The organism is Sorangium sp. So ce124 (assembly GCF_051525235.1).
Taxonomy (GTDB): Bacteria; Myxococcota_A; Polyangia; order Polyangiales; family Polyangiaceae; genus Sorangium; species Sorangium atrum.
In genome coordinates, this window is the sequence record NZ_CP150312.1 from 8,827,370 (window position 1) to 8,853,029 (window position 25,660).

23 protein-coding genes are annotated in these 25,660 nt (G+C 74.5%); 11 read left to right on the forward strand and 12 right to left on the reverse strand.

What is annotated here, in order from left to right; translation table 11 throughout:
• The first annotated feature begins 33 nt into the window (after window positions 1-33).
• Window positions 34-624 (forward strand): N-acetyltransferase family protein, encoded by a 591-nt coding sequence (locus tag WMF19_RS32985; RefSeq protein WP_437893997.1) that lies wholly within the window; start codon window positions 34-36, stop codon window positions 622-624.
• Between the two features lie 202 nt (window positions 625-826).
• Window positions 827-2,026: an MFS transporter gene (locus tag WMF19_RS32990; RefSeq protein ID WP_437893998.1), complete on the forward strand. Its 1,200-nt coding sequence runs from the start codon at window positions 827-829 to the stop codon at window positions 2,024-2,026.
• 10 nt (window positions 2,027-2,036) lie between these two features.
• On the opposite strand, the gene WMF19_RS32995 is transcribed toward WMF19_RS32990, so the two are convergent.
• Entirely contained in the window at window positions 2,037-3,287 is a 1,251-nt protein-coding gene (locus tag WMF19_RS32995; RefSeq protein WP_437893999.1) for a M14 family metallopeptidase, read from the reverse strand.
• Window positions 3,288-3,395: 108 nt separating this feature from the next.
• Here WMF19_RS32995 and WMF19_RS33000 point away from each other — a divergent pair, with 108 nt between their 5' ends.
• Window positions 3,396-3,956, forward strand: a complete 561-nt coding sequence (locus tag WMF19_RS33000) for a hypothetical protein (protein WP_437894000.1) — start codon at window positions 3,396-3,398, stop codon at window positions 3,954-3,956.
• Window positions 3,957-4,036: 80 nt separating this feature from the next.
• On the opposite strand, the gene WMF19_RS33005 is transcribed toward WMF19_RS33000, so the two are convergent.
• The 3 genes from WMF19_RS33005 to WMF19_RS33015 are packed head-to-tail and all read right to left on the reverse strand — an operon-like array spanning window position 4,037 to window position 7,595.
• Window positions 4,037-4,918: an ABC transporter permease gene (locus tag WMF19_RS33005; protein ID WP_437894001.1), complete on the reverse strand. Its 882-nt coding sequence runs from the start codon at window positions 4,916-4,918 to the stop codon at window positions 4,037-4,039.
• Window positions 4,915-5,997 (reverse strand): ABC transporter permease, encoded by a 1,083-nt coding sequence (locus WMF19_RS33010; RefSeq protein ID WP_437894002.1) that lies wholly within the window; start codon window positions 5,995-5,997, stop codon window positions 4,915-4,917. The genes WMF19_RS33005 and WMF19_RS33010 overlap by 4 nt, the downstream gene beginning before the upstream one ends.
• Window positions 5,994-7,595 (reverse strand): ABC transporter ATP-binding protein, encoded by a 1,602-nt coding sequence (locus WMF19_RS33015; RefSeq protein ID WP_437894003.1) that lies wholly within the window; start codon window positions 7,593-7,595, stop codon window positions 5,994-5,996. The genes WMF19_RS33010 and WMF19_RS33015 overlap by 4 nt, the downstream gene beginning before the upstream one ends.
• 247 nt (window positions 7,596-7,842) lie before the next feature.
• Here WMF19_RS33015 and WMF19_RS33020 point away from each other — a divergent pair, with 247 nt between their 5' ends.
• Window positions 7,843-10,284, forward strand: a complete 2,442-nt coding sequence (locus WMF19_RS33020) for a fused MFS/spermidine synthase (protein WP_437894004.1) — start codon at window positions 7,843-7,845, stop codon at window positions 10,282-10,284.
• 74 nt (window positions 10,285-10,358) lie between these two features.
• Here the strand turns inward: WMF19_RS33020 and WMF19_RS33025 are convergent, their stop codons facing one another.
• Entirely contained in the window at window positions 10,359-11,324 is a 966-nt protein-coding gene (locus WMF19_RS33025; RefSeq protein ID WP_437894005.1) for an OmpA family protein, read from the reverse strand.
• Here WMF19_RS33025 and larE point away from each other — a divergent pair.
• Entirely contained in the window at window positions 11,287-12,147 is an 861-nt protein-coding gene (larE, locus tag WMF19_RS33030) for an ATP-dependent sacrificial sulfur transferase LarE (protein WP_437894006.1), read from the forward strand. The two genes, WMF19_RS33025 and larE, sit on opposite strands and share 38 nt — an antisense overlap.
• 21 nt (window positions 12,148-12,168) lie before the next feature.
• On the opposite strand, the gene WMF19_RS33035 is transcribed toward larE, so the two are convergent.
• From WMF19_RS33035 to WMF19_RS33045, 3 genes are all read right to left on the reverse strand, one after another.
• Window positions 12,169-13,014 (reverse strand): pyruvate, water dikinase regulatory protein, encoded by an 846-nt coding sequence (locus WMF19_RS33035; protein ID WP_437894007.1) that lies wholly within the window; start codon window positions 13,012-13,014, stop codon window positions 12,169-12,171.
• A gap of 101 nt (window positions 13,015-13,115) precedes the next feature.
• Window positions 13,116-14,216 carry a molecular chaperone DnaJ gene (dnaJ, locus tag WMF19_RS33040; RefSeq protein ID WP_272094783.1) on the reverse strand — a complete coding sequence of 367 codons (1,101 nt, stop codon included), beginning with the start codon at window positions 14,214-14,216 and terminating at the stop codon, window positions 13,116-13,118.
• Window positions 14,217-14,268: 52 nt separating this feature from the next.
• Window positions 14,269-16,026 carry a class I adenylate-forming enzyme family protein gene (locus WMF19_RS33045; protein WP_437894008.1) on the reverse strand — a complete coding sequence of 586 codons (1,758 nt, stop codon included), beginning with the start codon at window positions 16,024-16,026 and terminating at the stop codon, window positions 14,269-14,271.
• A gap of 49 nt (window positions 16,027-16,075) precedes the next feature.
• On the opposite strand from WMF19_RS33045, the gene WMF19_RS33050 reads away from it, so the two are divergent.
• The 3 genes from WMF19_RS33050 (at window position 16,076) to WMF19_RS33060 (ending at window position 19,527) form a co-directional block, all read left to right on the forward strand.
• Window positions 16,076-16,480: a PilZ domain-containing protein gene (locus tag WMF19_RS33050; protein ID WP_437894010.1), complete on the forward strand. Its 405-nt coding sequence runs from the start codon at window positions 16,076-16,078 to the stop codon at window positions 16,478-16,480.
• Between the two features lie 64 nt (window positions 16,481-16,544).
• Entirely contained in the window at window positions 16,545-18,788 is a 2,244-nt protein-coding gene (locus tag WMF19_RS33055) for a hypothetical protein (protein WP_437323858.1), read from the forward strand.
• A gap of 175 nt (window positions 18,789-18,963) precedes the next feature.
• On the forward strand, window positions 18,964-19,527 hold the full coding sequence (locus tag WMF19_RS33060) for a hemerythrin domain-containing protein (protein ID WP_437894012.1): 564 nt from the start codon (window positions 18,964-18,966) through the stop codon (window positions 19,525-19,527).
• Between the two features lie 62 nt (window positions 19,528-19,589).
• Here WMF19_RS33060 and WMF19_RS33065 read toward each other — a convergent pair whose 3' ends face one another.
• Entirely contained in the window at window positions 19,590-20,570 is a 981-nt protein-coding gene (locus WMF19_RS33065) for a hypothetical protein (protein ID WP_437894013.1), read from the reverse strand.
• A 271-nt stretch (window positions 20,571-20,841) separates the two neighbouring features.
• On the opposite strand from WMF19_RS33065, the gene WMF19_RS33070 reads away from it, so the two are divergent.
• The gene (locus WMF19_RS33070; protein WP_272094789.1) at window positions 20,842-21,147 is read left to right on the forward strand and encodes a PilZ domain-containing protein; all 306 of its coding nucleotides are present in this window, start codon (window positions 20,842-20,844) and stop codon (window positions 21,145-21,147) included.
• A gap of 152 nt (window positions 21,148-21,299) precedes the next feature.
• On the opposite strand, the gene WMF19_RS33075 is transcribed toward WMF19_RS33070, so the two are convergent.
• The 3 genes from WMF19_RS33075 to WMF19_RS33085 form a co-directional block, all read right to left on the reverse strand.
• Entirely contained in the window at window positions 21,300-22,574 is a 1,275-nt protein-coding gene (locus WMF19_RS33075) for a FecR domain-containing protein (RefSeq protein ID WP_437894014.1), read from the reverse strand.
• Complete coding sequence (locus WMF19_RS33080; protein WP_437894015.1) at window positions 22,571-23,506, reverse strand: RNA polymerase sigma factor; 936 nt, start codon at window positions 23,504-23,506, stop codon at window positions 22,571-22,573. Before WMF19_RS33080 ends, WMF19_RS33075 begins: the two co-directional genes overlap by 4 nt.
• A gap of 335 nt (window positions 23,507-23,841) precedes the next feature.
• Window positions 23,842-24,222 (reverse strand): hypothetical protein, encoded by a 381-nt coding sequence (locus tag WMF19_RS33085; RefSeq protein ID WP_437894016.1) that lies wholly within the window; start codon window positions 24,220-24,222, stop codon window positions 23,842-23,844.
• Between the two features lie 101 nt (window positions 24,223-24,323).
• On the opposite strand from WMF19_RS33085, the gene WMF19_RS33090 reads away from it, so the two are divergent.
• Together WMF19_RS33090 and WMF19_RS33095 are read left to right on the forward strand one after the other, a co-directional pair.
• Window positions 24,324-25,175, forward strand: a complete 852-nt coding sequence (locus tag WMF19_RS33090; RefSeq protein WP_437323864.1) for a purine-nucleoside phosphorylase — start codon at window positions 24,324-24,326, stop codon at window positions 25,173-25,175.
• Window positions 25,172-25,648, forward strand: coding sequence for a cytidine deaminase (locus WMF19_RS33095; protein ID WP_437894017.1), 477 nt, complete (start codon window positions 25,172-25,174; stop codon window positions 25,646-25,648). Before WMF19_RS33090 ends, WMF19_RS33095 begins: the two co-directional genes overlap by 4 nt.
• Window positions 25,649-25,660 lie beyond the last annotated feature (12 nt).

The following is a 25,660-nucleotide window of genomic DNA, read 5'->3' on the forward strand; positions in this document are numbered from 1 at the left end:
CTACGCTCTCCATGGCGCCGCGCGCGCCGCGGCATGATCCCTTCCGCCTCCCTCCACGCCATCGCCCCGGCCCAGCGCTCGGACGCGCGGGCCTTCGCCATCTACCTCATCGAGCATGTGGCCGAGTCCGGCCGGCGCGGAGTGCCCCATTTCGCCGTCGCGACGTCGCTCAGCCGCGACGAGGTCGAGCACAGCGCGCGCGACCGCTGGGGCAAGGCGCTCGACGAGCCGCTCTGGGGGCGGGCCTGGCTGCTCCGGTCGAGCGAGCCGCGGGCGCGCGTCATCGGGCACATCGAGCTGCGCGGCGGCCGCGTCTGGTCCGAGGGCCACCGCGCCGTCGTCGCGATGGGCATCCTCGGCCCCCACACAGGGCAGGGCCACGGCCGGCGCCTGCTCGAGACCGCGATCGCCTGGGCCCGCGACGAGGCGGGCCTCGAGTACCTCGACCTCGGCGTCTTCGCCAACAACCAGCGCGCCAGGCGGCTCTACGCGGGGATGGGGTTCGTCCCGATCGGCACCCGGGAAGACGCGTTCCGGGTCGACGGCGCCATCCTCGATGACATCCAGATGACCCTCGCGCTCCGCTCTCCCGACCCGCGCGCGGTCGCCCCGCCGGAGCGCTGAGCCGCGGCCCGGGCGGCCCCCGGGACCCGCCCGCGGCCGGCCCGTGCCCCGCACGAGCGCTGGACGCGCGCTGGAGGGTACCCGCCGCGGCGCAGATGCGTCATGAGGACAACGCCGTCCAGGCGCCCGTCCAGAGGCCAGGCCATCGCCGGCCCGGATCGCCGGCGGCCGCCACCGCAGTCCATCGCCACCGAAAGCCACCATGCGCCGCTCGCCGCTCTTGCCGATCTTCCTGACCGTCTTCGTCGACGTCCTCGGCCTCACGCTCGTCCTCCCTCTCCTCCCGTTCTACGCCGAGCACTTCGGCGCCAGCGAGCTCGTGGTCGGCGTGCTCGCGGCGAGCTACGCGGTCTGCCAGCTCGTCTCCGGGCCGATCCTCGGCCGGATCTCCGACCGGGTGGGCCGCAAGCCGACGCTGCTCGCGAGCCAGACCGGCACGTTCATCGGGTTCCTGGTGATCGGCTCGGCGAGCTCGCTCTGGATGCTCTTCCTCGGGAGGATCATCGACGGGCTCACGGCCGGGAACCTGACGATCGCGCAGGCGTACATCAGCGACGTGACCCGGCCCGAGGAGCGCACCAAGGCGTTCGGCCTGATCGGCATCGCCTTCGGCTCCGGGTTCCTTCTCGGCCCGGCCATCACGGGGGAGCTCGCGAGCCGCTTCGGCTACGGCGCGCCGGCGTACGGCGCGGCCGTGCTGTCGCTCCTGTCGGTCCTCCTCACGGCCACGCTGCTCCCGGCGAAGCCGCCCTTGCCTGCGGCCCAGGAAGGGGCGGCCACCGGGGCCGCCCGGCCGGCGTCGATGCGCCGCGGGGACGCCTTCCGCCGGTACTTCGACCGACCGCTCCCGCGCCGCCGGCTGCTCGAGTTCTTCGCCTTCTCCCTCTCCTTCTCGACGCTCATCGGCGGCCTCGCGCTCTTCCTCGAGCGGCGCTTCGCGTTCGGCGTCAAGGAGACGGGCTACCTCTACGCCTTCTCCGGGCTCATCGGCGGCAGCATCCAGGGCGGCCTCATCGGCCGGCTGGCGAAGCGGTACGGCGAGGAGCGGCTCGCGCTGCTCGGCTTCGGCACGATGGTCGTCGGCTACGGCCTGCTCGGCGTCGCGTACACCCTGCCCGTGCTGCTGACGCTCGTGGGGATCGCCGCGTTCGGCGCGGCGGTCGTCCGTCCGGCCGTCACAACGCTCCTCACGAAGAGCGTCGGCCGCGACGAGCAGGGCGCGGCGCTCGGCGTGAGCCAGTCGCTCGCAAGCATCTCGCAGATCATCGGCCCCATCGGCGCCGGCTGGCTGATCGAGCACCGCGCGCTCGCGGCGTACGGCCTGATGGCGGCGAGCTTCGCCGCCCTAGGCGTCCTCCTAGGCCTCCAGAAGATCCCCGTCAGCGAGCCCATCGAGCTCTGAGCGGGCCGCTCTAGGCGCGCGCGCCCTTTACGAAGGGCAAGAGTGCGTCGACGAGCGGCGGCGTGGCGTCGTCGAGCCGGCGGGGGTTGTGCCAGGCGAACGGCTCGACGAGGCGCGACGGCCGGAGGCCGAGCTTGCCGCGCGAGCACTCCACGAGGAGCGACAGCGCCCCGTGGCGATCGTGGAGCCAGTCGATCTCCAGGCCCGCCTTGCGGACGCCCCAGGCGAAGCGGACGTGAGACATGGCGCGGTACGGCCTGCGGTCCGCGGCGCGCGCGACGCGCAGCGCGAAGGCGCGGTGCTCGGCGGCGTCGGCCACGGGCCAGAGGCTGTGCGCCGGTGGGTACAGCACGGCGCCGCCGGCGCTGTGCAGCGACAGGGCGCGGTCGATCCGGCGCGAGGACAGCGCGTGCGCGATGGCCTCCACCTCCGGCTCGCTGGCGGGGCGGCTGCCGGGCGAGAAGAGGAGCCCGATGAAGCGCTGGATGAGGCCGCGCTCGTACCATCCGGCATCGAAGTTCCGGTTCAGGTCGACGCCCCGGGCATTGCCCCGCACGTACCGGTGTCGCCCGGCGCGGAGGTTCATCTCGACGCGGAGGAGCCCGTCCGGGTTCACGATCGGGACGGCGAGGATCGACCGGCCGCCGAGGTCCTGGGTCGCGAGGCGATCGAGCAGCGCGAGGTGGGCCTCGATGCCGATCCACTCGAGGGGGTGGATCCCGGACAGGATCACCGTCGTCCGCACGCGCTCGCGCGACCCGGCTCCCGTCGAGGGGCGCAGGCTGGCGCGCTCGGCGCGCTCGGCCAGCGAAGCGATGGCGGCGTCGCTCGCCGCCGGATCGTCCGCGCCGCCCGGCGCGCGGCTGCCATCGGCATCCGCATTGGCATCCGGCGTGCCACTGAGATTGAGATCGGGATCGAGCGGGCGGAGCGAGATGCCGTTCGCGACGCTCCGTCCTCCGTGGCCGCTCGGCGCCATGCGGCCCGCGGCTTGCTTCTCGGCGCGCGCAGCGGGCAGGCTGGCTGCGCCGAGGTGAACGGCGAGCAGCGGCTCGCCCCGGATCGAGCGCCCGATCAGCGTGACTTGCGCTCCGCGGTCGGCGAGCCGGTCGATCGCTTCCAGGAGCTCGCCGTACCCGCGGTAGGGACCGAGCCCTCGGCGAGCGAGCAGACGGGAGAGCGGCGCGCGTCGGTGTACAAAGAGGGCCGCCCTCAGGGCAGCCAGGCCTTGCTCTTCCGACGCCTGATCGGACTTCGGCATGCAGGGCTCACCTTTACCCTAGATGGCACGAACTATAGACCACCGGCCGCGCATTCGTGCGATCCGGACCAGGTCAAACCAGGGATTACCGTGGCAGCGGGCGCGCGTATGGAATTCGACGGCAGCGGGTGGGCGGAAGGACGTATCGAGCTGCTCCCTCCGAGCGAGGGCTGGTCGCTCCTGTCGCCGGAGCCCGAGGCGAGGATCGACGAGCACCGCTGGGCGCATCAGGCGCGCGTCTTCTTCGGAGCGGAGCTCACGCTCGTGCAGAAGAAGGCGTACCCGTCGGGGACCACGCCGATGGCCGACGCCGTCGAGGTGGACATCGCGCGCACCTCCTCTTCATCGTCTTCCACGCTGTCCACGCTGCGCGCGGCGAGCCGCGTGCTCGTCATGACGGTGCCGCTGGATCGTGCGCCGCTCGTGCGAGCGGCGGCCGCGGCGGGGGTACGGGCGATCGGCGGGCGCGGGTTCGACGCGCTGCTCGCGCGGGCGCGGCGGGTCTGGCAGGTGCGAGAGCCGCCGATCGCCGGCGACGACGCGCGAGCGCCGCTGGTCGTCACCGCGGTGCTCGCGGCGGTGCTGCTCGCGCCCGTCGTGCCGCCCGGCGAAGAGACGATCTTCGGGGTGAAGGGGGCCAGGGAGCGGCTGCAGCGGCTCGGCTGGTGACGGGGCGGCGCGGCGCTCGTTCGACCCGGCGCGCCCGAGGGCCGGGCGGGCGCATGCGAGGCGATCTCGGCTCCGCGCGCTCACCGCGCGGCGCGGCGGGCCGCGAGCCCGAGCGCGACGAGCGTCGCGACGTACGGCAGGAGCTGCACAAGATCGCCCGCGCGCGACGCCCCCCGCGCCGCGGACTGGAGCGCGATCTGCAGCGCCTCCAGCGCGCCGAACAGGAGGCACGCGAGCGCCGCGCGGCCGGCGCGGAGGCCGCTCACGACGACGGCCGCGAGCGCGATGAAGCCGCGGCCGTTCGACATGCCGGAGTCGAAGCGGCGCTGGTCGTACGCGAGGTGCGCGCCGCCGATCGCGCAGATCGCGCCGGACAGCGCGAGCGCGGCGCAGCGGACGCGGGTCACGGGGACGCCCGCCGCGGCGGCCGCGGCCGGGTTCTCGCCCGCGGCGCGCACCCGGAGCCCGAAGCGGGTGCGGGCGATCCAGAGCGGCGTCGCCGCGATCGCGAGCGCCGCCGCGATCGAGACCGGATCGAGGAGCACGCGCGCGAGCAGCGCCACGCCGCTCCTCCCGGTCGGGCCGGCGCGGAAGCCCTCGATCGAGGGGGAGCTCGAGGCGCTGTCGTACAGACCGCGCAGGAGGAGGCGCGTCCCGGCGTAGGCGAGCAGGTTCATCGCGATGCCGCTGACGACGGGGTCCACGCGGGCGCGCTCGACGAGCAGGGCGTGGCCGAGCGACAGGGCTGCGCCCGCGGCGATCGCGGCAGCGAGGCCCGTGGCCGCGCTTCCGGTCGCGTGGGCGACCGCCACCGAGGTGAACGCGGCGGCGAGCAGCACCCCCTCCAGGCCGATCTGGACGATGCCCGCGCGCTCCGCCCAGATGCCGCCGATCGCCGCGCAGGCGTACGGCGCGGCGATCCGCAGCGTCTCGGCGAACATCACCAGGGCGGAGGCGCTCACGCGGGCGCCTCCCCGGAGCGGCCCCCGCGCGCCGTGGCGGAGGCGACGAGGACGATGGCCAGCGCCTCCAGCACGTCCATCGCCTCCTTCGGCACGCGCGCGTTGATGGCGAGGCCGGCCTGCTCGAGGGTGCCGAAGAGCACGGCGGCGAGGAGGAGCCCGAGCGGCGTCCCGCGGCCGAGCAGCGCGACCGGGATGCCGGCGTAGCCCGCGCCCGCGCCGAGGCCGACCTCGTAGTACCCCTTGTAGCCGAGCGTCGTCGCGGTCATGGCGGCGCCCGCCACGGCGCCGGCGGCGAGCATCGCCTCGAGGCGCCGGCGCGGCACGTCGATGCCCTCCGCGCGCGCGACCTCGGCGCCCTGCCCCACGAAGCGCGCCTCGCGGCCCGCGCGGCTCCGCGACAGCGCGCGGTGCGCCGCGAACACGAGCGCCACCGCGAGGAGGAAGGCGACGCTCGCGGCGCTGCCGTGCAGCGCGGGGACGAGGCGCTCGAGCCGAGGCAGCCTCGCCGCGGGGATCGCGTCCGCGGTGCGCATCGCGGCCCTGCTGAAGACCGACGCGAGCAGCCACGGCGCGAGCACGTCGGCGACGCGGTTCATCATGATCCCGCTGATGATCTCGTGGGCCCCGAGGCGCGCGCGCAGGACCGCCGGGACGAGCGCGACGGCGGCGCCCGTGGCCACGGCGCACGCGATCGACGCCGGGACGGCGACGAGCCACGGCGTGCGCGCAGGGAGCTCGGCCGCGACCACGGCGCCCGCGAGGCTCGCCATCGTCACCTGCCCCTCGGCGCCGATGTTGAAGAGGCCCGCGCGGAGCGCGATCGAGAAGGAGAGCCCGGTGAAGAGGAGCGGGGTCGCCTTGAAGAGCACCTGGCCGACGCCGTACGGGGTGCCCCACGTGCCCTCGAAGGCGCGGCGCAGCGTCGACACGGGGGCCTCGCCGAAGCCGAACGAGATGAGGTTCAGGGCGAGGAGGATGCCCCCGAGCACGAGCGCCGCGGGGAGGGCCGACCCCTGGAGGCCGCGCAGGCGGCGCCGCCAGCGCGCGGGGCCGGGCCGCTCGCCGGCCGGGCTCACGCCGCCTCCACGCCGAGCATCGCGCGCCCGATCTGCTCGTCGGAGCACGCGGGCGGGAGCGTCGCGACGATCCTGCCCTTGCGCATCACGAAGATCCGGTGGCAGAGCCGCCGGAGCTCGCCGAGATCCGCGCTGATCACGAGGACCGCGAGCCCCGCCCTGGCGGCCTCGGCGATGGCCCCGTGGATCACGGCGGCGGCGCCGACGTCGACGCCCCGGGTCGGCTGGGCGAGGATCGCGGCCGCGCGGCGCGGCGCCCGGGTGGCCTCGCCCGGGCCGGGCGCCGCCGGCGCGACGCGATCGAGCGCCCGCGCGACAACGATCTTCTGCTGGTTGCCGCCGGAGAGCTCGCCCGCGAGGCGGGACGGATCGGGCGGCACGACGCCGAAGCGGGCGATGCGGCGCGCGATGAGGGCCGCCTCGGCGTCGCGGCCGCGGGCGCCGCGCGGCAGCGCGGCGAGGTCGCCGAGGACGAGGTTGTCGCCGACCGACGCGTCGAGGAGCAGCCCCTCGGCGTGGCGATCCTCGTGGACCACGCCGAGGCAGGCCCGTCGCGCGGGGATGCCCCACGAGGAGAGCTCGACCCCGCCGACGGCGACGCGGCCGGCCGCGCGTGGCTCCATCCCGGCGAGGGCGCGCACGAGCTCGCGCTGGCCGTTGCCCTCGACGCCCGCCACGCCGGCGATCTCCCCTGCGCGCACCGTGAGGGTCACGCCGTCGAGCAGGCGCTGGCCACCGGCGCCGGCCACGGTCAGCCCCGCGATCTCGAGCGCCGCGGGCGCGCCTTCTGGCAGCGGCGGCCGCTCGACCCGAGGCGGCGGCTCGCCGCCCATGATCGCGCGGGTGAGCTCTCCCTCGGCGTCCGTGGACCAGCCGATCGCGGGCCGCGAGAGCACCACCTGCCCGCGGCGCATCACGGTGACGTGGTCCGCGAACCGGATCACCTCGTCGAGCCGGTGGGTCACGACCGCGACCGCGCGGCCCTCGCGCGCGAGGCGCCGGAGGGTCGCATACAGCGCGTCGGCCTCCAGCGGGGAGAGCACGGCCGTCGGCTCGTCGAGCAGGATCGCCCGGGCGCCGCGGTAGAGCACCCGCAGGATCTCGAGCTTCTGCCGTTCGCCCACGGTGAGCGACGAGGTGATGGCGTCGAGCGGGATCTCGAGCCCCGCGGCCTGCATGAGCGCGCCGGCGCGGGCGCGGGCGCCGGCGAGGTCGAGCCGCCCGCCTCGGAGCACGGGCTCGCAGCCGAGCACGACGTTCTCGAGGGCAAGGAAGCTCCCGACGAGCATGAAGTGCTGGTGGACCATGCCCACGCCGCGGCGGGCGGCCTCGGCGGGCGTCGCCGGCCGGAGCGCGGCGCCGGCGACGCGGACGACGCCGGCGTCGGGCGCGAGCACGCCGGCCGCGAGCTTGAGGAGCGTGGACTTGCCGGCGCCGTTCTCGCCGATGATCGCGTGGAGCGCGCCGGGCGCGAGGCGGAGCGAGGCGGCGCGCACGGCGATCTGCGCGCCGAAGCTGCGGCTCACGCGGTCGAGCTCGATCGCCGCGCCGCCGTGGGCGGGTGGCGAGGGCATCCCGAAGGCCGGCGGCGCCGTCATGAAGCGGAGCTCCGCGGCGAGGGCGGTCGAGCGAGGGCGGGGCGGCGCTGGGCGACCACGCCGGGGATCAAGCGGCCCGACCTGTCGTGGCGCCAGTCGCGCCGGCGCTCCTTGGGCGTCCGGGCTCGCCGGAGGGGCGCCGCCGAGGACGGCGCGGCGCGCCCGCCCTCGGCCGCCTGGCCAGGGAGATCTCGCGCGGCGCTCTGAGGTGCCTGCTCGTCGGGCGCCTGTACTAGCGTGCGCGCCCGTGCGCTCCCGCTTCCCGCTCGTGGCCGCCCTGTTCTTCGTCTCCGGCGCGACCGGCCTCCTCTACGAGGTCGCCTTCTCCAAGCTGCTCGCCTACGTCTTCGGCGCCACCGCGTATGCCGTGAGCACGGTCCTCGCCGCCTTCATGGGCGGCCTCGCCCTCGGCGCGCACCTCGGCGGCCGCCACGCCGCGTCCGCGCGCCGCCCGCTCGTCGTCTACGGCGCGCTCGAGGCGATCGTCGGCGCGATCTGCGCCGTCTCGCCGTTCCTGTTCGAGGCGCTGACCTCGGCCTACGTCGCCGTCGCCCGCGCCGCGCCCGACTCGCTCGCGCTGCTCACCGCGGCGCGCGCCGCGCTGACCGCGCTCGTGGTCGTCGTCCCCACGGTCGCGATGGGCGCCACGCTCCCGGTGCTCTCGCGCATCCTCCGCGCCGGCGCCGCGGCGGACGGCGGCGCGCCCCCCGCCGAGCACGACGCCGCGCGCCGCCTGGCTTCGCTCTACGCCATCAACACGGCGGGCGGCGCGGCCGGCGCGCTCTCCGGCGCCTACGTGGTCCTCCCGCACCTCGGCATCCGGGGCGCGCTCTGGTCCGCGGCGATCGCCAACGTCGCCCTCGGCGTCGTCGCGATCTCCGCCGGGCTGCGCGGCCCGGCGCCCGCTGCCGCCCCCGAGGCGCGCTTCCCCGAGCCGCGTTCCCCCGAGGCTCCCGAGCCGCGTTCCCCCGAGATCTCCGAGGCCCGCTCCGCGGACGCCCCGCTCCTCGCCGCCGCCGGCCGGGCCGAACCGCCGTTCCTGCTCCTGCTCGCGTTCGCGTCGGGCTTCCTGGTCTTCGCCGCCGAGGTGGTCCAGACGCACCTGCTCGCGCTGCTCATCGGCAACAGCGCCTACGCCTTCGGGCTGATGCTCGCTGTCTTTCTCGTCTGCCTCGCGGCCGGCGCCGCGCGCTCGCCTGCCCTCGCGCGCCGCCACGGCGAGGGCGCGCTCTCCCGGGGGCTCGCCGCCGCCGCGCTCTCGCTCGCCGCCACCGTCCCGCTCTGGGACCAGCTCCCGCGGCTCTTCGCCTTCGCCGGCAAGCACGTCGACGGGTGGGCCGGCCGCGAGGCGTGCCGCGCGCTCGCCGCCCTCGCGATCCTCGCGCTGCCCACGCTCTGCATGGGCACCACCTTCCCCCTGCTCCTCGCGCGCGCCGCCGCGCACGCCGACGTCGCCGCGCGCGTCGGCAGGCTGACCTCCGCGAACACCCTGGGCACGATCGCCGGCTCCATCGTCACCGGCTACCTCATCCTGCCCGCGCTCGGCTCCGAGCGCGCGCTCCTGGCGATCGCGCTCGCCTTCGCCCTCACGGCCGTCCTCGCCGCCGCGCGCGCCGGCGCGGAGCTCCCCCGCGCCCTCGCGCTGGCCGCGGCGGCGGGGGCGCTCGCCGTGCTCGCGCCCCGCTGGGACATGGCCCGCCTCACGAGCGGCGCGAACGTCTATTTCGCCATGGGGCCGCGCCCCGAGCGCATCGACTTCGTGCGCGAGGACGTGCACGGCGGCGTCACCACGGTCGCGCACCTCGCCGGCGTCACGACGATGTACACGAACGGCAAGTTCCAGGGCGACGACGGCCCGGAGATGACGGCGCAGCGGCGGTTCGCGCACTTCCCGTCGCTCTTCCTCCGCGACACGCGCGCCGCGCTCGTCATCGGCCTGGGCACCGGCACGACGACCGGCACCATCGCGGCCTACCCTTTCGAGCGCATCGACGTCGCCGAGATCTCGCCCGCGATCGTCGAGGCGTCGCGGCGCTTCTTCGCCGGCCCGAGCCTCCGCGCGCTCGACGATCCCCGCGTCCGCCTCTCGCTCAACGACGGCAGGAACGAGCTGCTCGTCGCCGCCCCGGGCCGCTACGATCTCATCGCCATCGAGCTCACCAGCGTCTGGTTCGCGGGCGCCGCGAGCCTCTACAGCCACGAGTTCTACGAGCTCGCCCGGTCCCGGCTCACCGAGGGCGGCGTCCTGCAGCAATGGGTGCAGCTCCACCACATCCGGCGGCGCGAGCTCGCCGTCGTCGTGCGGACGATGCGCAGCGCGTTCCCGCACGTCGCGCTGTTCGTGGGCGGCGCGCAGGGCATCCTCGTCGCGAGCGGCGCGCCGCTCGTCGCCTCGGGGGCGCGCCTCGCCGGGCTCGACGCGCGCCCGTCGCTCCAGGCGACGCTCGCCGGCGCGCGGCTCGAGGACCTCCTCGACGCCCTCGTGGCATCGGACGACGATCTCGACCGCCTCGTCGCCGATGCGGCCGAGGACGGCGGGCCGATCGTGTCCACGGACGACAACCTCTACCTCGAGTACGCCACGCCGAAGGGAAACGTGCTCCCGTACGGCGCGTCGCTCGACGCGACGCTCGCGCTCCTCGAGCGTTACCGGACGCGGTCGCCGCGCGCGCGGCACCTCGCGCCCTGAGGTCGCTCAGCCCCCCGCGGGCGCCTCGCCCTGAGGTCGCTCAGCCCCCCGCGGGCGCCTCGCCCTGACGTCGCTCAGCCCCCGCCCGCGGGCGCCGCGCCGCCGCCGTCGCGCGGCGGCGCGCTCTCCTTGGCCGGCGCGCTCGGCGCGGGGGGCTCGCCCTCCTGCGCTTCCGACGTGGCCCGCGGCTTGACCGGCACCGGCTTGATCTCGTCGCCCGTCGCCACGAAGCCCTTGCGGGGCGGGGGCGCCTTGAGCTGCGCTGCCTGCTCCGCGCGCTGCTTGCGCTGCTCGAGGCTCAGCACCTCCAGCGCCAGGCCGCCCCTGTACGGGTCCTGCCCCAGGAAGGGGCGCCCGTTCACCTCGGCCACGTGGAACTCGACCCGCCGGTTCTCGCTGCGGCCTGCCGCGATCTCGTTCGGCCCGAGCGGGCGCGACTCGCCGAAGCCCACCGCGATCAGCCGGTCGCTCTCGACCTCGTGATCGACCAGCCAGTCGGCGACCGCGAGGGCGCGCCGCGCGCTGAGCGACTGGTTGAGCTCCTCGCTCGACTGCGCGTCCGTGTGCCCCTCGATCCGCAGCCGCGTCACCTCGGGGTGCTCCTTGATGAACTGGAGCAGCGTCTCCAGCGTCTTCTCGCTGCCCGGCCGGATGGTCGCCTTGTTCGTGTCGAAGACGATCTTGCCCTCGATGTAGACCTGGCTCTCCCCGCCCTGCTCCGACCAGGGCTTCTCCGGGTACCATCGCGGGAGCGCGCGCTGCTCCTCGGCGCGCGGCAGCTCCCGCGGCGGCAGCCGGTTGTCGCTGCACCCCTGGCCAGCGAACGCGGCGGCCGCGAGCGCCGCCGCGAGCGCGAACGGCAGGGAGGTGCGGGCGGCCTGCTTCCTCTTCGGGTCCATCTCGCCCTGCAGCGTGTCAGAACCGGCGCTCGGACCGCAAGTAACCTGGCGGACGCCGGGCCGGCCGGCGCGGAACGCGGCTTGTGGTAAAGGGAGGATCGCCATGTCCGCGCTGTCGTCCACGCCCGAGGGCTCGCTCATCGATCCCAAGCTCGCCGGGCTGCGCGCCCGGCTCCGGGAGCTCGGCTCGGTCCTCGTCTGCTACTCCGGCGGGGTCGATAGCGCCTTCGTCCTCGCGGTCGCGCACCAGGAGCTCGGCCCGAGGGCCGTCGGGATGACCGCGGTCTCCCCGAGCCTCGCGCCGGCCGAGAAGGAAGAGGCCACCTCGATCGCCCGGCTGATCGGCGCCGACCACCGGCTCGTCGAGTCGTCCGAGATCGACGATCCGCGCTACGTCGCGAACAACCCGGATCGCTGCTTCCACTGCAAGAGCGAGCTCTACCGGATCGCCGCGCGAAAGCGGTCCGAGTGGGCGATCGCGGCGATCGTGAACGGCACCAACACCGACGACCTCGGCGACTACCGCCCCGGGCTGGAGGCGGCGCGGGAGGCGGGCGTGCTGAGCCCCCTCGTCGAGCTCGGCTTCAGCAAGGCCGACGTGCGCGCCGGTGCGGCGCGCGTCGGCCTGCCCATCTGGGACAAGCCGGCCGCGGCCTGCCTCTCCAGCCGGATCCCTTACGGGACCAGCGTCACGCGCGAGCGGCTCGCGCAGATCGGCGGCTTCGAGGCGGCGCTGCGCGGCCTCGGCTTCCGCCAGGTCCGCGTCCGCTACCACGACGACCTCGCGCGCATCGAGCTCGACGCGGGCGAGCTCGCGCGCGCCGCCGAGCCGCCCGTGCGCGCCGAGATCGTGGCCGCCGGCAAGCGGCACGGCTTCCGGTACGTGACGCTCGATCTCGGCGGGTACAGGACCGGAAGCCACAACGAGGTCCTCGTCGGCCGCGCCCTCAAGATCGTGAGCTGACCCCGCTGGAGCCGCGCGGCCTCACACGAGCGACGAGCGCGCGACCTTGGCGCGCTCGTCGCGCTCCTTCAGGTGCTCCAGGATGATCACCGCCGTCTCCTCGATGGCCCGCCGGGTGACGTCGACCACCGGCCACTCCGGGTGCGCGGCGAAGAGACGGTTCGCGAAGTCCAGCTCCTGCCGGACGTGCTCGCGCATCGCGTAGTTGGTCTCGGAGGGCATCCCGAGCTGGCGCAGCCGCGCCTGCCGGATCTCGCAGAGCTGATCGATCCCGATGGTCAGGCCGATGACCCGATCCTGCGGAGCCTCCATCAGCTCGAGCGGCGGCGGGACACCGAGCACCAGGGGCAGGTTCGCGACCTTGAGGCCGCGCTGCGCGAGCAGCGTCGACAGCGGCGTCTTCGATGTGCGCGAGACGCCGACGAGGACGATGTCGGCCCTCCTGAAGTTCCGCGGCTCCTTGCCGTCGTCGCTCTTCACCGCGAACTCCACCGCCTCGATGCGCCGGAAGTACTCCTCGCTCAGCGGGAGCATCGCGCTCGGCAGGTTGATCGGCTCCCGGTCGAGGAAGGTGCCGAGCCGGACGATGAGCGAGCCGATCAGATCGATCGCCTCGATGTTCAGCTCGGCGGTGGACGCGTGCACGAACTCGCGCAGCTCGGGGCTGACCACGGTGAACACGACGAGCGCGCCCTCCCGGGCCGCGCGCTCGAGCACCGGCCGCGCGACCTCCGGCGTGCGCACCCGGGTGTGGAGGCGGATCTGCACCCCCGCGTCCGGGTACTGGAGGAGCGCGGCGCGCACGGCCTTCTCCGCCGTCTCTCCGGTGGAGTCGCTCAGGACGTCGATGAACTTCGCCTTGTCCATGTCCCATCCCTCCGTCGCCATGTCGGCTCAGGCGCTCGAGGCAGGGCTCGTGCCTCGGCGTTCAGCACAGCGCGGAGGATCGCGCGCGGCCGCGCGCCAGGTCAACCAAACAGCCCCTTCAGCTTCTCCATGAAGGTGGCCTGCTGAGGCTGCACGTTTTCGCCGAGCTCCTTCGCCAGCTGCGCGATGAGCTCCCGCTGCGGCGCGGTGAGCTGCGTCGGCACCTCGACGCTCACCTCGACGAGCTGGTCGCCGCGCCCGCCCACGACGCGGCGCGGTATGCCCTTGCCCTTGATCCGGAGCACCGCGCCGGGCTGCGTGCCCGGGGGGATGCGGAGCCGGCCCTTCCCCTCCAGCGTCGGGATCTCCAGCTCGCCGCCGAGCGCCGCGCGCGCGAACGAGATCGGCACGGAGCACACAACGTCGTCGCCGACGCGGCGGAAGAGCTCGTGCGGCGAGACGCGGATGGTGAGCTCCAGATCGCCCGGCCCCCGGTCGGAGCGGACGGCGTTGCCGCCGCGCTCCACGAGCCGCGTCGCGCCGTTCTCCACGCCCGGAGGGATCGTCACCTCGATGGTCTTCTGCTTCGCAGCGAGGCCGGCGCCCCGGCACGTCCTGCACGGGTCGGTCACGATCCGCCCCGTGCCGCGGCACCGCCCGCAGGGGCGCTCGATCGCGATGGGGAACATCCCCTGCTGCATCCGGACGCGGCCGCGGCCCGAGCACGCCGAGCAGCGCTCGGTCGACGCGCCCGGCGCGGAGCCCGAGCCGGCGCAGTCGCCGCACGGCTCGACGCGATCGTAGGTGATCTCCTTCGCGCAGCCGAACGCCGCCTCCTCGAAGGTGATCCGCACCTCCTTTTGCAGCGTCCCGCGGTCGCCGACCCGGATGCCCAGGGCGCCGAGGAGATCGCCGAAGATGGCGTCGAGGTTGAGGTCCTGCATGTCGAAGGGCACGCCCGGGACCCCCGAGCCGGCGGAGGCGCCGACGGCGGCGGGGCCGAACCGATCGAACGCCGCGCGCTTCTGCGGATCGCTCAGGATCTGGTAGGCCGCGTTCAGCTCCTTGAAGCGGACGTGCGCGCCCTGATCCCCCGGGTTCTTGTCGGGATGGTGCTGGCCGGCGAGCCGCCGGAAGGCGCTCTTGATTTCATCCTGCGTCGAGGAACGCTCGACGCCCAATACTTCGTACGGATCCCGCACGACGTGCGAAATAGCATCGATCGCCCTCCCGGGACAGCGGCTACCGGGCCGCCTAATCCGCTGATTTCCCTTCAGGCCCGGCGAGTTCGCGCTTCATCACCTTGCCCGTCGGGTTGCGCGGCAGCGCGCCGACGAAGACGACCTCGCGCGGGACCTTCGGGCCCGCGAGCCGCGCGCGGCAGTGCGCCCTGATGTCGCCCTCGCTCGCGGCCGCGCCGGGGCGCAGGGCGACGATCGCGCGCACGCGCTCCCCGAAGTCGCGATCCGGGACGCCCACCACGGCCGCCTCGGCGACCGCCGGGTGCTCGTGGAGGACCGACTCCACCTCGGCCGGGTACACGTTCTCGCCTCCCGAGATGATGAGGTCCCGCTTGCGGCCCTCGAGGTGGTAGCAGCCGCGCGCGTCGCGGCGGGCGAGGTCGCCGACAGAGAAGTAGCCGTCGCGCGTCGACTCGCGCGTGGCGCCGGGATCCCTGTGGTAGCCGGAGACCAGCAACGAGCTCCTCACGTAAAGCTCGCCCACCTCGCCGTCCCGGCACGGCGTCCCGTCCTCGCGCAGGAGCAGCAGCTCGCTGCCGGCGACGGGGCGACCGATGGTGCCCGGCGAGGCGCGCAGATCCTCGGGGCCCGCGATCGTCACGATGCCCGTCTCGGTCGCGCCGTAGAAGTTGAAGAGCCGGTCGCCGAACGCCGCCATCACCTCCGCCGCGAGCGTCGGCGAGAGCGGCGCGCCCCCCACGAAGATCGCGGTGAGCGACGACGTGTCGTAGGCGCGGAGCCGCGCCTCGCCGAGCTCGAGGACGCGGTGGAGCATCGTCGGGACGACCGCGGTGGTGGTCACGCGGTACCGCTGGATCGCCTCGAGGAAGAGCTCGGGCTGGAACTCCGGGAGGATCACGATCGTGGCGCCGACGATGAGCGACAGGTTGACGAAGCCGAGCGCCGTGAGGTGGTAGAGCGGGCACACGGCGAGGTGCACGTCCCCCGCGCGCATCGGGGTCGCGCCGATGGCCCCGAGCGCCGGCAGGACGATGCCGCCGCCGAAGCCGCGCACCGCGCCCTTCGGCTTGCCGGTGGTGCCGGACGTGTACATCACCACCGCGGCGCGCTCGCTCCGATCCGGCGAGGCGCCCCGCTCGGCGGCGAGATCGTCGAACGCGGCGAGGACGTCGTCGAGGTGCGAGAAGCCCGGGACGCGCTCGCCGATCGCGATCATCTCCTCGGGCGAGATCCCCTCGAGCCGCGGCCCGGCCTCGCGGATCACGCCGGCGATGTCCGAGTCGAACAGGAGCAGGCGCGCCCCGGAGTGGCCGGCGAGGTAGGCGAGCTCCGCGGGGGTCGATCGCCACGAGGCCGTCACCACGGACGCGCCGACGCGGGCCAGCGCGACCTGGCACATCAGGAACTCGGGGCGGTTCTTGAGCGCGAGCAGCGCGGTGACGCCCGGGCCGACGCCGCGCCGGTCGAGCGCGTAGCCCAGCCGATCGATGGCCTCGTTCAGGGCGAAGAAGGAGTAGACCCGATCCTCGGCCGGCGGCCCCGCGCCTCGCTCCTCCGCGCGGGACGCCAGGCTTGCGAGGCTTCGCGGCTCGATCACGGCGATCCGGTGCGGGCTGTTCTCGGCGTGGAAGCGGAACAGGAGCGACGGGTTCGCCTTGCCCCTCGCGAGCTCGCGCGCGAGCACCCTGAGCCCCGGCCAACGCAGCGCGGCGAGGAGCCCTGCCTGCGTCACCGCCCGGCCGGCGGCGAGCGTCGCGTCGATCGTGTTTCGCCCGGCCGCCAGCGCGGCCCTGACCCCACCGAGTCCCATGGCCGGCGACTTTACTCTGGCCCGCATGCGCCGTGGTAGGGTGGGTCCCGTGACGGATGCTGACCGCCGCTCAGCCCAGCGCGCCGCGATCGAGCTGAGCGTAGAGTACAAACGGCTCAATACGTTCTTCGCCGACTACACGCGCAACATCTCGAAAGGCGGGACGTTCATCCGGACGGATCGCCCGCTCGCGATCGGCACCGAGTTCGTGTTCGCCCTCTCGATCCGGAACCTGACCGAGCCGCTCCGCCTCCGCGGGCGGGTGAAGTGGATCGTCACGCCCGCCGAGGCGACGGAGTCGGCTCCGGCGGGGATGGGGATCGAGTTCCAGTACGCGAGCGACGCGGAGCGCGCCGGCACCGAGGCGGTGGTCGAGCAGCTGATGATGAGCGAGCTCGGCGAGACGCTCGCCTCCAAGCTGCTCGGCCGCAAGCTCGGCGACGGCTCGCGGTAGCGCCGGAGACGGAGCGGCCCCCGAGGGGATGCGCGCACGCTTCCCCCGTGTACACTGGCTCGCAATGTCGCTGCCGCCCCTGTTCCCTCGGCGCCGTCTCGCTCGGGGTCTCGCCGCGCTCGCCCTCGCGCTCTCTCCCGTCGCCTGCGCGGCCTCTGGCTCGCCGGGGGCGAAGGGGCCGCCAGGCGCCGAGGGCCGCGTCGCTGCCGTCGAGGTCCGCGACGCCGATTTCTCCGCCAGCCTGTACACGATCGTGCGCGACGGCAAGCAGAGCCCGCAGCGCACCGGCCTGCTCATCGGCGTGGTCCGCAGGCAGCTCGCGCACGCCGCGGGGCGCTTCAACGCGGGGCAGCCCGACAGGGCCGTCGACAGCGTCCTCGGCGCGCTCTCCCTCGTCCGTCCAGGCGAGGGGCGCGCCGAGATGATCGACGCCGTGGGCGAGCGCGCCATCGCCGGCGCGATCGAGCGGCTGAGCCCGCGCGGCGACGAGGGGCGGGTGCGGGCCCTCATGGAGCTCCGCTCCGCCGCGCTGCCGAGCGGGAGCCGGGCCCGCGCCGAGAGCGACGAGCACCTCGCCGCGCTCGAGCAATGGATGAAGGAGACCCGCACCGGCGGGCCGCTCGAGCAGCTCGGCGCGGATCAGCGCGCGGCCGTCTCGCGCGCCCTCGTCGACGGCCGCGCGGAGTCCATCCAGCGCGCGGCCGCCGCCACCGTGGCGTGGATCGATCGGGCGATCGAGTTCAACATCGAGTACCGGCAAGGCGGCGCGAGGCCGGAGCGCGAGGAGGCGGTCGAGGCGGCGCGCGCGCTGGAGTCGGGCGGCGCGAGCCTGGCGGCGCTGTTCCTCCGCTTCGGGGACGCGAAGGGCGCGATCGACCAGATCGACCGCACGAGCGTCCGCCGGGTGATCCCGCCGGGCCTCTACCAGCGGCTCAAGGCCGCCGCCACCGACGACGACGCGGTCTCGTGGCAGGCGCTCGCCGCCGCCTTCGCGCAGCACGAGGCGCAGGAGCGCGACGCGGAGACCGGGATGCGGCAGGATCTGCTCGACGGGGCGATCTGGGGCGCGGCCCTCGAGGCCTACCGGCGCGACCCGCTGAACTACGACAGCGCCACGCTCCTCTCCCAGGTGATGATCCGCCTCGGCATGTCCGAGGCGACGCCGCTCGTGATCGCCGGCGCGCTCGGCGACCGGCCGAGCCCCGGCGCGCTCGGGGCCGCGCTCGGGCTCGTGCTGAGCGCGCTCTCGGAGGAGGCGTCGAACGACGATTTCGAGGCCGCCCGGCGCACCTACAACGCGGCGGGGCCGCTGCTCGTGCTCGCCGATCGGGCGGCGCGCGGCGGCGGCGCGCTCGATCCGTCGGGCGCGCGCGTCCGCTCCCTCATGGCGTCGGTCGAGCTGCGGGCCGGCAACCTCGTGGCCGCGCTGCCGCTTCTCCGCGCGGCGACGGCGGCCGAGCCGACGGTCAACGGGCTCACGCTGCTCGCGATGGCCGAGCGGCAGTCCGGCGAGCCCCAGGCCGCGCTCGAGGACGTGCGGCGGGCGCTGGGCGCGCCGGACGCGCGCAGCGCGCCGCTCGAGATCATCCAGGCGCACCTGCTCGCGTTCGAGCTCCACCGCGACGCTGGCACGCAGGACCGGGCGAAGGAGTCGCTCGACGCGGCGCTCGCCGCCGCGCTCGACACCCGGCAGCGCGCCCGGGATCCCGGCGCGAAGGCGCGGACGGAGCGGCTGCTCGGGCGCATCCTCGACGGCTATGGCGACGAGAAGGGCGCGACCCGGGCGTACGACCGGGCGTTCGCCCTGGTGGCGGCCGAGCCGCCGCAGCTCGGCGCCACGATGCTCGACGCCGTGGGGCGCGCGCTCGTGGAGCGCGATCTCCCCGCCGCGCGGCGCGCGCTGAAGCGCGGCCTCGAGGCGAACGTGGACGAGGAGGATCTCGTCTACGGCGGGCTCTGGGTCCTGCTGCTGGAGCGCGCCCTCGGCGTCGCGACCGACGGCACAGCGGGCCGCGCGCTGGACAGCGCGACGAGCCGCGCGTCCTGGACGGGAAAGCTCGCGGCCTGGGCGAACGGTGGGCTCAACGACGCGGATCTCGGCAGGCTCGCCCGGAGCGCGGCGCAGCGGGTGGAAGCGCAATTTTACACGGCGATGGCCAGGAAGGCGGCGGGGGATGCCGGCGCGGACGAGCGTCTCCGCGCGGTGTCGAAGAGCCCCGTGATCGACCTGCTCGAGGTGCACCTCGCGCGCGAGATGCTTGCGCCCGTGCTGCACCTCGATCTGCCCCGCAACGCGGGCCTTCCGTAGAACGCGCCAGCGATCCCGCGCGGGATGACCGGCGCCGGATGTGCGATGGGGTCTCCGCTGGTCAGGTGGCGAGTTGGTCGGATGACCAGCGCGGAGCGCGCGACGCTGCGCGCCAACAGCGCGCGGAAAAATAAAGGGCTTCCACGCGTGCGCCTTGTCGTTCGATCATCGATGAATGTCCGATGACCGGAACGATCCGCTCGAGAAGCTCACCGCCGCTCACCGGAGCCTGGAAGAGAACCTGAACGATCTCGCGCGCGCCGCGCGGGCGCTCAGCGAGCCGCGCGGGCGCGCCGCCGCGCTCGAGGGTCTCTCCAGCGTGGTGTCCTACTTCGAGCGGTCGATGAGCCGGCATCGCGAGGACGAGGAGCGCTCGCTGTACCCGCGGCTCGCGGTGCTCGAGGCGATCGCGCCGACCCTCGAGCGCCTCCGGCAGGAGCACAAGGCGCAACAGCGCGCGATCGACGCGCTGCGCGCCGCGATCGACAGAGACGGCGGCCCCGAGGCCGTGGAGACGATCCCCCAGCTCATCGAGGACCTGCGCGCCGCGCACCATCGCCACGTCGAGTGCGAGGAGCAGGAGGTATTTCCGGCCGCTCGCCGGTTCCTGCAGGCCTCGGCCAGGCAGGGGATCTGGAACGAGATGGAGACGCGCCGAGGGCGCGGCGGGCAAGGCAACCCGGCCAAGGGCATCAGCGGGCGACCTTACCGCCCGGGCGGGATGCGCAGGGGCCCGTAGCACCGGCCCCGGGGGATGCGTCGCGGCCGCGATCGCTCGGCGCGGTCGACAGGAGCCCGTTCCTAGAACTGCTCCTCGCGCGCGCGCTCGAGCGCGGCGCGCAGGTAGTTCTGCGCTCGAAGCGTGTACGCCCCGTCGGGGTGCTGGTCCAGGTGGCTGCGGAACGCCTCCGCCGATTGCATGAAGCTCCCCAGCCGATAGAGGGTGACGCCGCGGGCGAGGTGCCTGGGATAGGAGGGGTCGAGCGCGGCGATCTCGTCGATCTTCTTCAGGCGGTACTGCTCCTCGGCGCGCCGCGCCTCCGCTGCGCGGAGCGCCGCCGCGGGCGCGCGCGGCCCCGAACCGCCCGCCTGCTCAAGGCGCGCCGCCGTCTCCTCGTCGGGAGGAGCCGGAAGGGCCTGCGCGCTCCTCGCGGCGACGGTCGGGTGCGCGAGCAAGAACTTGAACAGCGCGCGCTCCTCGTCGAGCGCCGGGGCGAACGGATCTCGCTGGACGCCGACGATGGCGCTCCAGCGCTTCTTGAAGAGCACGCCGAGCACGACGCCATCCATGGCGACGCGGCGGGCCCCCTCCCCGCCGCCGCGCTGCGCCTCCCCCTGCCCCAGCCAGGCGTTTCGGCGGAGCAGCCCAACGAAGTCGCCGCCGAGCTCGCGCAGCTCGTCGGACGCCTCGCCTGTCGCCTCGAAGCGGCGCACCTCGCGCACGAACGCTCTCAGCTGGTAGGCGCGCAGCCGGAGCACCGCCTCGTCTCCCTGAGCGAGGGCGGGACCGACGGCGCCGCTCACCCGCGCGCGCGCGGCCAGGAGCTCGGCCTCGGTATGATCCGCGTCGGCGTCCACGAGCCCGAACGCGCGGACGGCGGAGCCGAGCTCGCGCACCTCGGTGTCGAGCCCGAGCTCCTCGGCCTCGCGAGCGCGGGTGATATCCGCGTTTCGCACGCGCGCGAGGGCTCGCGCGTCCGCGAGCGGCAGCGGCAGCTCGGCCGGCTCGACCGACCGCGGCACGGCGAGGACCGCCGCGGAGCCCGCGATGAACACGGCCACGAGCCCTGGCTCCCAGCCCTCGAGGTGCCGCTTCCAGCCGCGGCGCGCCCCCGCGTCGGCCCTCGTGGACGACGCGACCGCGGGGGTGCTGCCGCTGTTGCTCGGGCGACTCGGGCGACTCGAGCGACTCGAGCGACTCGAAGAAGAACTCGAGCGCGGCTCCCGGCGCTTGACAGCGACGCTCTCGGCTCGCGACATTGATCGTCTCCTCTGCGCTCCAGAATACCCCACGCGGCGCGCCTCAGCGCCGCGCAGCTAGCCAGCGAGGAACGTGCGAGATCACCGGAAGCACCCGCGCAAGCAAATCGAGCTCTCGATCGCGTTCCGGATCGGCGACGGCCCGCGCGTCGACGCGATATGCCGCGACCTAAGCCTGGGCGGGATGTTCATCGAGACGAGCTCGCCGGCTCCCTTCGGCGCGACCGTCGAGGTGCTGCTGTCCCTGCAAGGACTGAAGCAGGCCGCCGTGATCCCGTCGGTTGTGCGGTGGACCACCCCCGAGGGGATGGGAGTGCAGTTCGGCGTGATGGGCGCGCGAGAAACCTACGCGCTCACGCAGCTCCTAGGCTCGCTCTAGAGCGGCAGTCTAGAGCTAGGCTCGCTCTAGAGCGGCGGTCACCCGCACAGGAGACGGGCCCAGATCGGCGTTTTCGGCGCGCAGGCGCACTCGAGTGCGCCGAGCACCGAAAACGTCGATCTGGGCCCGTATCCGAAGCGGGTGGCCGCCGCTCAGTCGTCGATGGTCAGGGGGATGTCGAGCTGCCTCGATCCTCCCGCGAAGCGACCTCGGTAGAGGCCCTCGGCGCAGGACTGCAGCGCCGGGCGGAGCGGCGGGTTGAAGCGCAGGGCGGCGACGCTGCCGTCGGGGCGCACGGAGACGTGCAGCGTCGAGACGATCGAGCGGCGGACCGAGGACCTGCTGCCCGCGCTCTCTCGCGCAAAGCAGCTCGAGAGCAGCGACTGCACGGAGGCCGGCGTGAGCGCCGGCGGGCTAGGTGCTTCCTGCGCCTCCGGGACCGGCGGCGCGAGGGCAGGCGCGGGCTCGGTCGTCAGCGGCGACAGCGGCGCATTCGGCTCGGCGACCGACGGGGCGGCGGGCTCCTCCGCGCAAGCCACGACCGCCGGGGCCAGAGCGGCTCCGCCCGGCGGACGCGCGCCGATGGCCGGCTGGGGCGGAGCAGGTGCAGGCGCCGGCTCCGGCGGCGCGACCTCGGCGGCGCCGTCCTGCGGCGCGGGGCGATCGAGGAGGCGCGCCTCGCGGCCGCCGTCGAGCGAGAAGGTGCCGCGCGACGGGCCGACGAGGAGGTGCGCGGTGGTCGCGCCGCGGTACGCCGCGGGGCCGACCGCGACGGTGCCGTGCTCCACGTCGACCTCCACGCGGCCCTCCAGCCGGGTCACGGTGAAGAGCGTGCCGTGCACCGCGACGCGGGTGCCGTCCACCTCGACGGCGAACGCCTCGACGAGCCCCTCCTCGGGCGCGCGCGTGACGACGTCGGCGCGCACCGAGCCCCGCTCGAGCGAGATCACGTGGCCGACCCCCGCCGCGCCCACGGCGCGCACGACGGCGCGGCTGTCCGGCAGGAGCGTCCAGCGCACCGAGCCGACGTCGACGAAGGAGACCGCGTGGTCAGCGGTCTCGATGGAGTCGCCAGGCCGGAGGGCGCGGAAGTCCAGGTCGCCGGACGCCAGGTCGCCGCCGGCTGCCGCGGGGACCTCGGCGAGATCGCGGGCGCGCGGCGGCGTCGACGTCGCCGTGACGGGCGGGGCGGAGCGCCCGGCCGCGAGGACCGCGAACGCGATGGCCGCTGCCGCCGCCGCGAACCCGAACGCGCGCCCGAGCGGCGAGCGCCGCGGCGGCGCGGCGCGGTGGACAGGAGCGGCCCGCTCGATCCGCGCGAACAGCTCGCGCTCGATGGTCTCCCAGCGCGGCTCGGGCGGCTCCTCGGCGCGGAGCAACCGCTCCATGTGCTCGCGTGCCCGATCGTAGTGCTTTGCGCCGCTCATGCGTCCTCCGCGTCGACAGCCGATGGATCCGCCGCGGGATATCCCACGGCGGCGCCCCCCACGGAAACGCGCGCGCGCGCCGCTGCCGGACCGGCGCCGTCCGGCTTGTCCGCGCCGCCCTCGGCCAGCTCGGCGGCGAGCTGGGCGAGCGCGGGCTCGGCGCGCATCATCGCCTCGATCTCGCGGCGCGCATAGAACAGGCGCGTCCGCACCGTCAGGACTGGCGCGCCGACGATCTCGGCGATCTCGGTCGGCGGGATCCCCTCGAGCTCGTGCAGGACGTAGACGACCCGCTTCTTCTCGGGCAGGCGCTCCAGCACCCGCCGAAAGGCGTCGATCCTGCGAGCGCGAGCGGCGTCCTCGTCCGGGAGCATGCCGCGGTCCACCTCGATATCGACGCCGAGCTCGCCCACGAACACAGGCCGGCAGCGGGCAGCGCGCCGCGCCATCAGCACGGCATTGACCGTCACCCGGTGGAGCCACGTCGTGAACTTCGATTGCCCCCGGAAGTCGCCCAGGCTCCGGTGCACCTGGATGAACACCTCCTGGATGACGTCCTCGACGTCGGCGGTCGGCCCGAGCATCCTGAAGACGAGCCGCGCGACGTCGCGGCGGTAGCGGCGGAAGATCTCCGCGAACGCCGTCGGGTCACCGCTCTGGAAGCGGCGGATCCACTCGCCCCCGTCGTCGGGCTCGGTCACCTGCGGAAGCCTACCCGCCCCCTCGGCGCTCATGGAGCTCGACGGAGAGACGACGAGCGCCGGAGCGCGGTCACCGCCCGCAAACGCGACGTCGAGCGCCGCGTGGGCGTCTCTGGCAGCGCACTCGGGCAGGTCGTCGCCACGACCGTCCGGCGCAGCCGTGTCAGCAGGGAAGAACGACCGCGAGAGGTGCACCCACAGCGCCCCCGTCTCGACCGCCACGGTATGCACGGAGGGCTCTGATGCGCCGAGCCGCCGGATCATTCATGGCGCCGCACGGTCGCTCCCCCACGGGCGGCGGTTACGCCGAACGCAGAAAAGTTGTTCCTTGAGCCACATTGGCGCGACCTTCCGGCGCATGATCTTCATCGCCGTATCGCTGACCGTGGCCCTCGTCGCCGCCGACCTGCTCGATCTCGGCTCCCGCCGCCGCGATCGCGTGTAGCGAGCGCCTTCAGCCCCTGACAAAAAAGCCCGGCTGGAGCCCGCGCCGGCCTCAGGCCAACGAGCGCTCCAGCCGGGTGAGTCGAGAGATCACGGCGCCGTCCGGGTCGTCCCCGTCGGCTTCAGCCCGCGGCCTCGGCCCCCGCCGCGCCGCCCTTCTTCGGCAGGTCGAAGAGCGCCGACAGCTCGACCTTCTCCTGCTTCTTCTGCTCGAGGAGCCGGTTGACCGCGCGAAGCACGCGCGTCTTCGCGGGGCCGCTGATCGGCTTGCCCTGCAGCGCGGCGCTCAGCGTGCGGTCGGTCACGGGACGACCGCTGCGCGGCTTCTTGGTCCCGGCCGCCTCCTTCTTCTTGGCGGCGTCCTCGCTGCCACGCGCCAGCCGCTTGGTCAGGCGAATCGCCCGATCCTCCGGCTGCAGCCGCTCGATCTTCGCCGACGCCGCGATGATGCGGCGGGGGTCGATCTTCTTTTCCTTCAAGAAATCTTCGATCTTGGTACCCATCGTCGTCACTTGCCCCGAAAGGGCGGCGACCCTATCACGCGCGGCGCCGCCGTGCATCTGCGACGTTTACGCTTTGCGCGGCCCTGGGGTAGCTTGTCGGGGTGACCCTCCTGCCCGAGCTCGACGAAGCCGCGCGCGTCATTCGTGAACGAATTCCAGTGCCTCCGCGCGTCGGTGTGGTGCTGGGATCAGGGCTCGGCGGCTGGGGCGACGAGCTCGCCGAGCTCGTGAAGGTGCCCTACGCGGACATCCCCGGCATGCCCCGGCCGGCCGTCGCCGGGCACCCCGGCTTCCTCTGCGCCGGCCGCGTCGGGGACGTGCCGGTCGCCTGCCTGCAGGGGCGCGCGCACCTCTACGAGGGGCACCCGCTGGCGAAGGTGGTGTTCGGCGTGCGGGTGCTCGCCCGGCTCGGCTGTCGCGCCGTGCTGCTGACCAACGCGGCCGGCGGCATCAACCTGGGGTTCGCCGCCGGCGACCTGATGCTGCTCACCGATCACCTGAACCTGATGGGAGCGAACCCGCTGGTCGGGCCGAACGACGAGGCGCTCGGCAAGCGCTTCCCCGACATGACCTACGCGCACGATCCGCGGCTGATCGAGCTCGCCAGGGCGGCGGCGGACGACGCGGGCGTCGCCCTGCGCGAGGGGGTCTACGCCGCGCTGCTCGGGCCGACGTACGAGACGCCCGCCGAGATCCGGATGCTTCGCACGCTCGGGGCCGATGCGGTCGGGATGAGCACGGTCCCGGAGATCATCGCGCTCAGGCACATGGGCGTGCCGGCCGCGGCCATCTCGTGCGTCACGAACCTCGCCGCGGGGCTGACCAAGCGCGAGCTCGACCACAAGGAGGTCGAGGAGACGGCCCGGGAGGCGCGCGCCCGGTTCACGGCGCTGCTCTCGGCGTGGGTCCGCCGCGTAGGCGCCGACGTCGCGGCCGGGAGCTCGGCGTCGTGAGCCGCGCTCCGCACGACGCCCGCCACGACGCCGGACACGCGCCCGCCTCCACCGAGGCGGCGCAGGCGATCGACTGGGACGCGCTCGACCGGGCCGCCCTCGCCGTCCGGACGCGGGCGCACGCGCCGTACTCCAGTTACCGGGTGGGCGCGGCGATCGTCGTGCGATCCGGCCGCGTGTTCACCGGCTGCAACGTCGAGAACGCCTCGTACGGGCTCACCATCTGCGCAGAGCGCTCCGCCATCGTGCAGATGGTCGCGGCCGGCGAGCGCGATCCGATCGCGCTCACCGTCGCCACCAGCGGGCCCGTGCTCGGCAGCCCGTGCGGCATGTGCCGGCAAACCCTCGCGGAGTTCGCGGTGGATCTCCCGATCCGCCTCATCGCCGCCGAGGCCGACGGCGTGCCGGCGCGGACCACCTCGCTGTCGGCGCTGCTCCCCGAGGCGTTCGGGGCGGCCGCGCTCTCGCGCTGAGCGCCCCGAGCG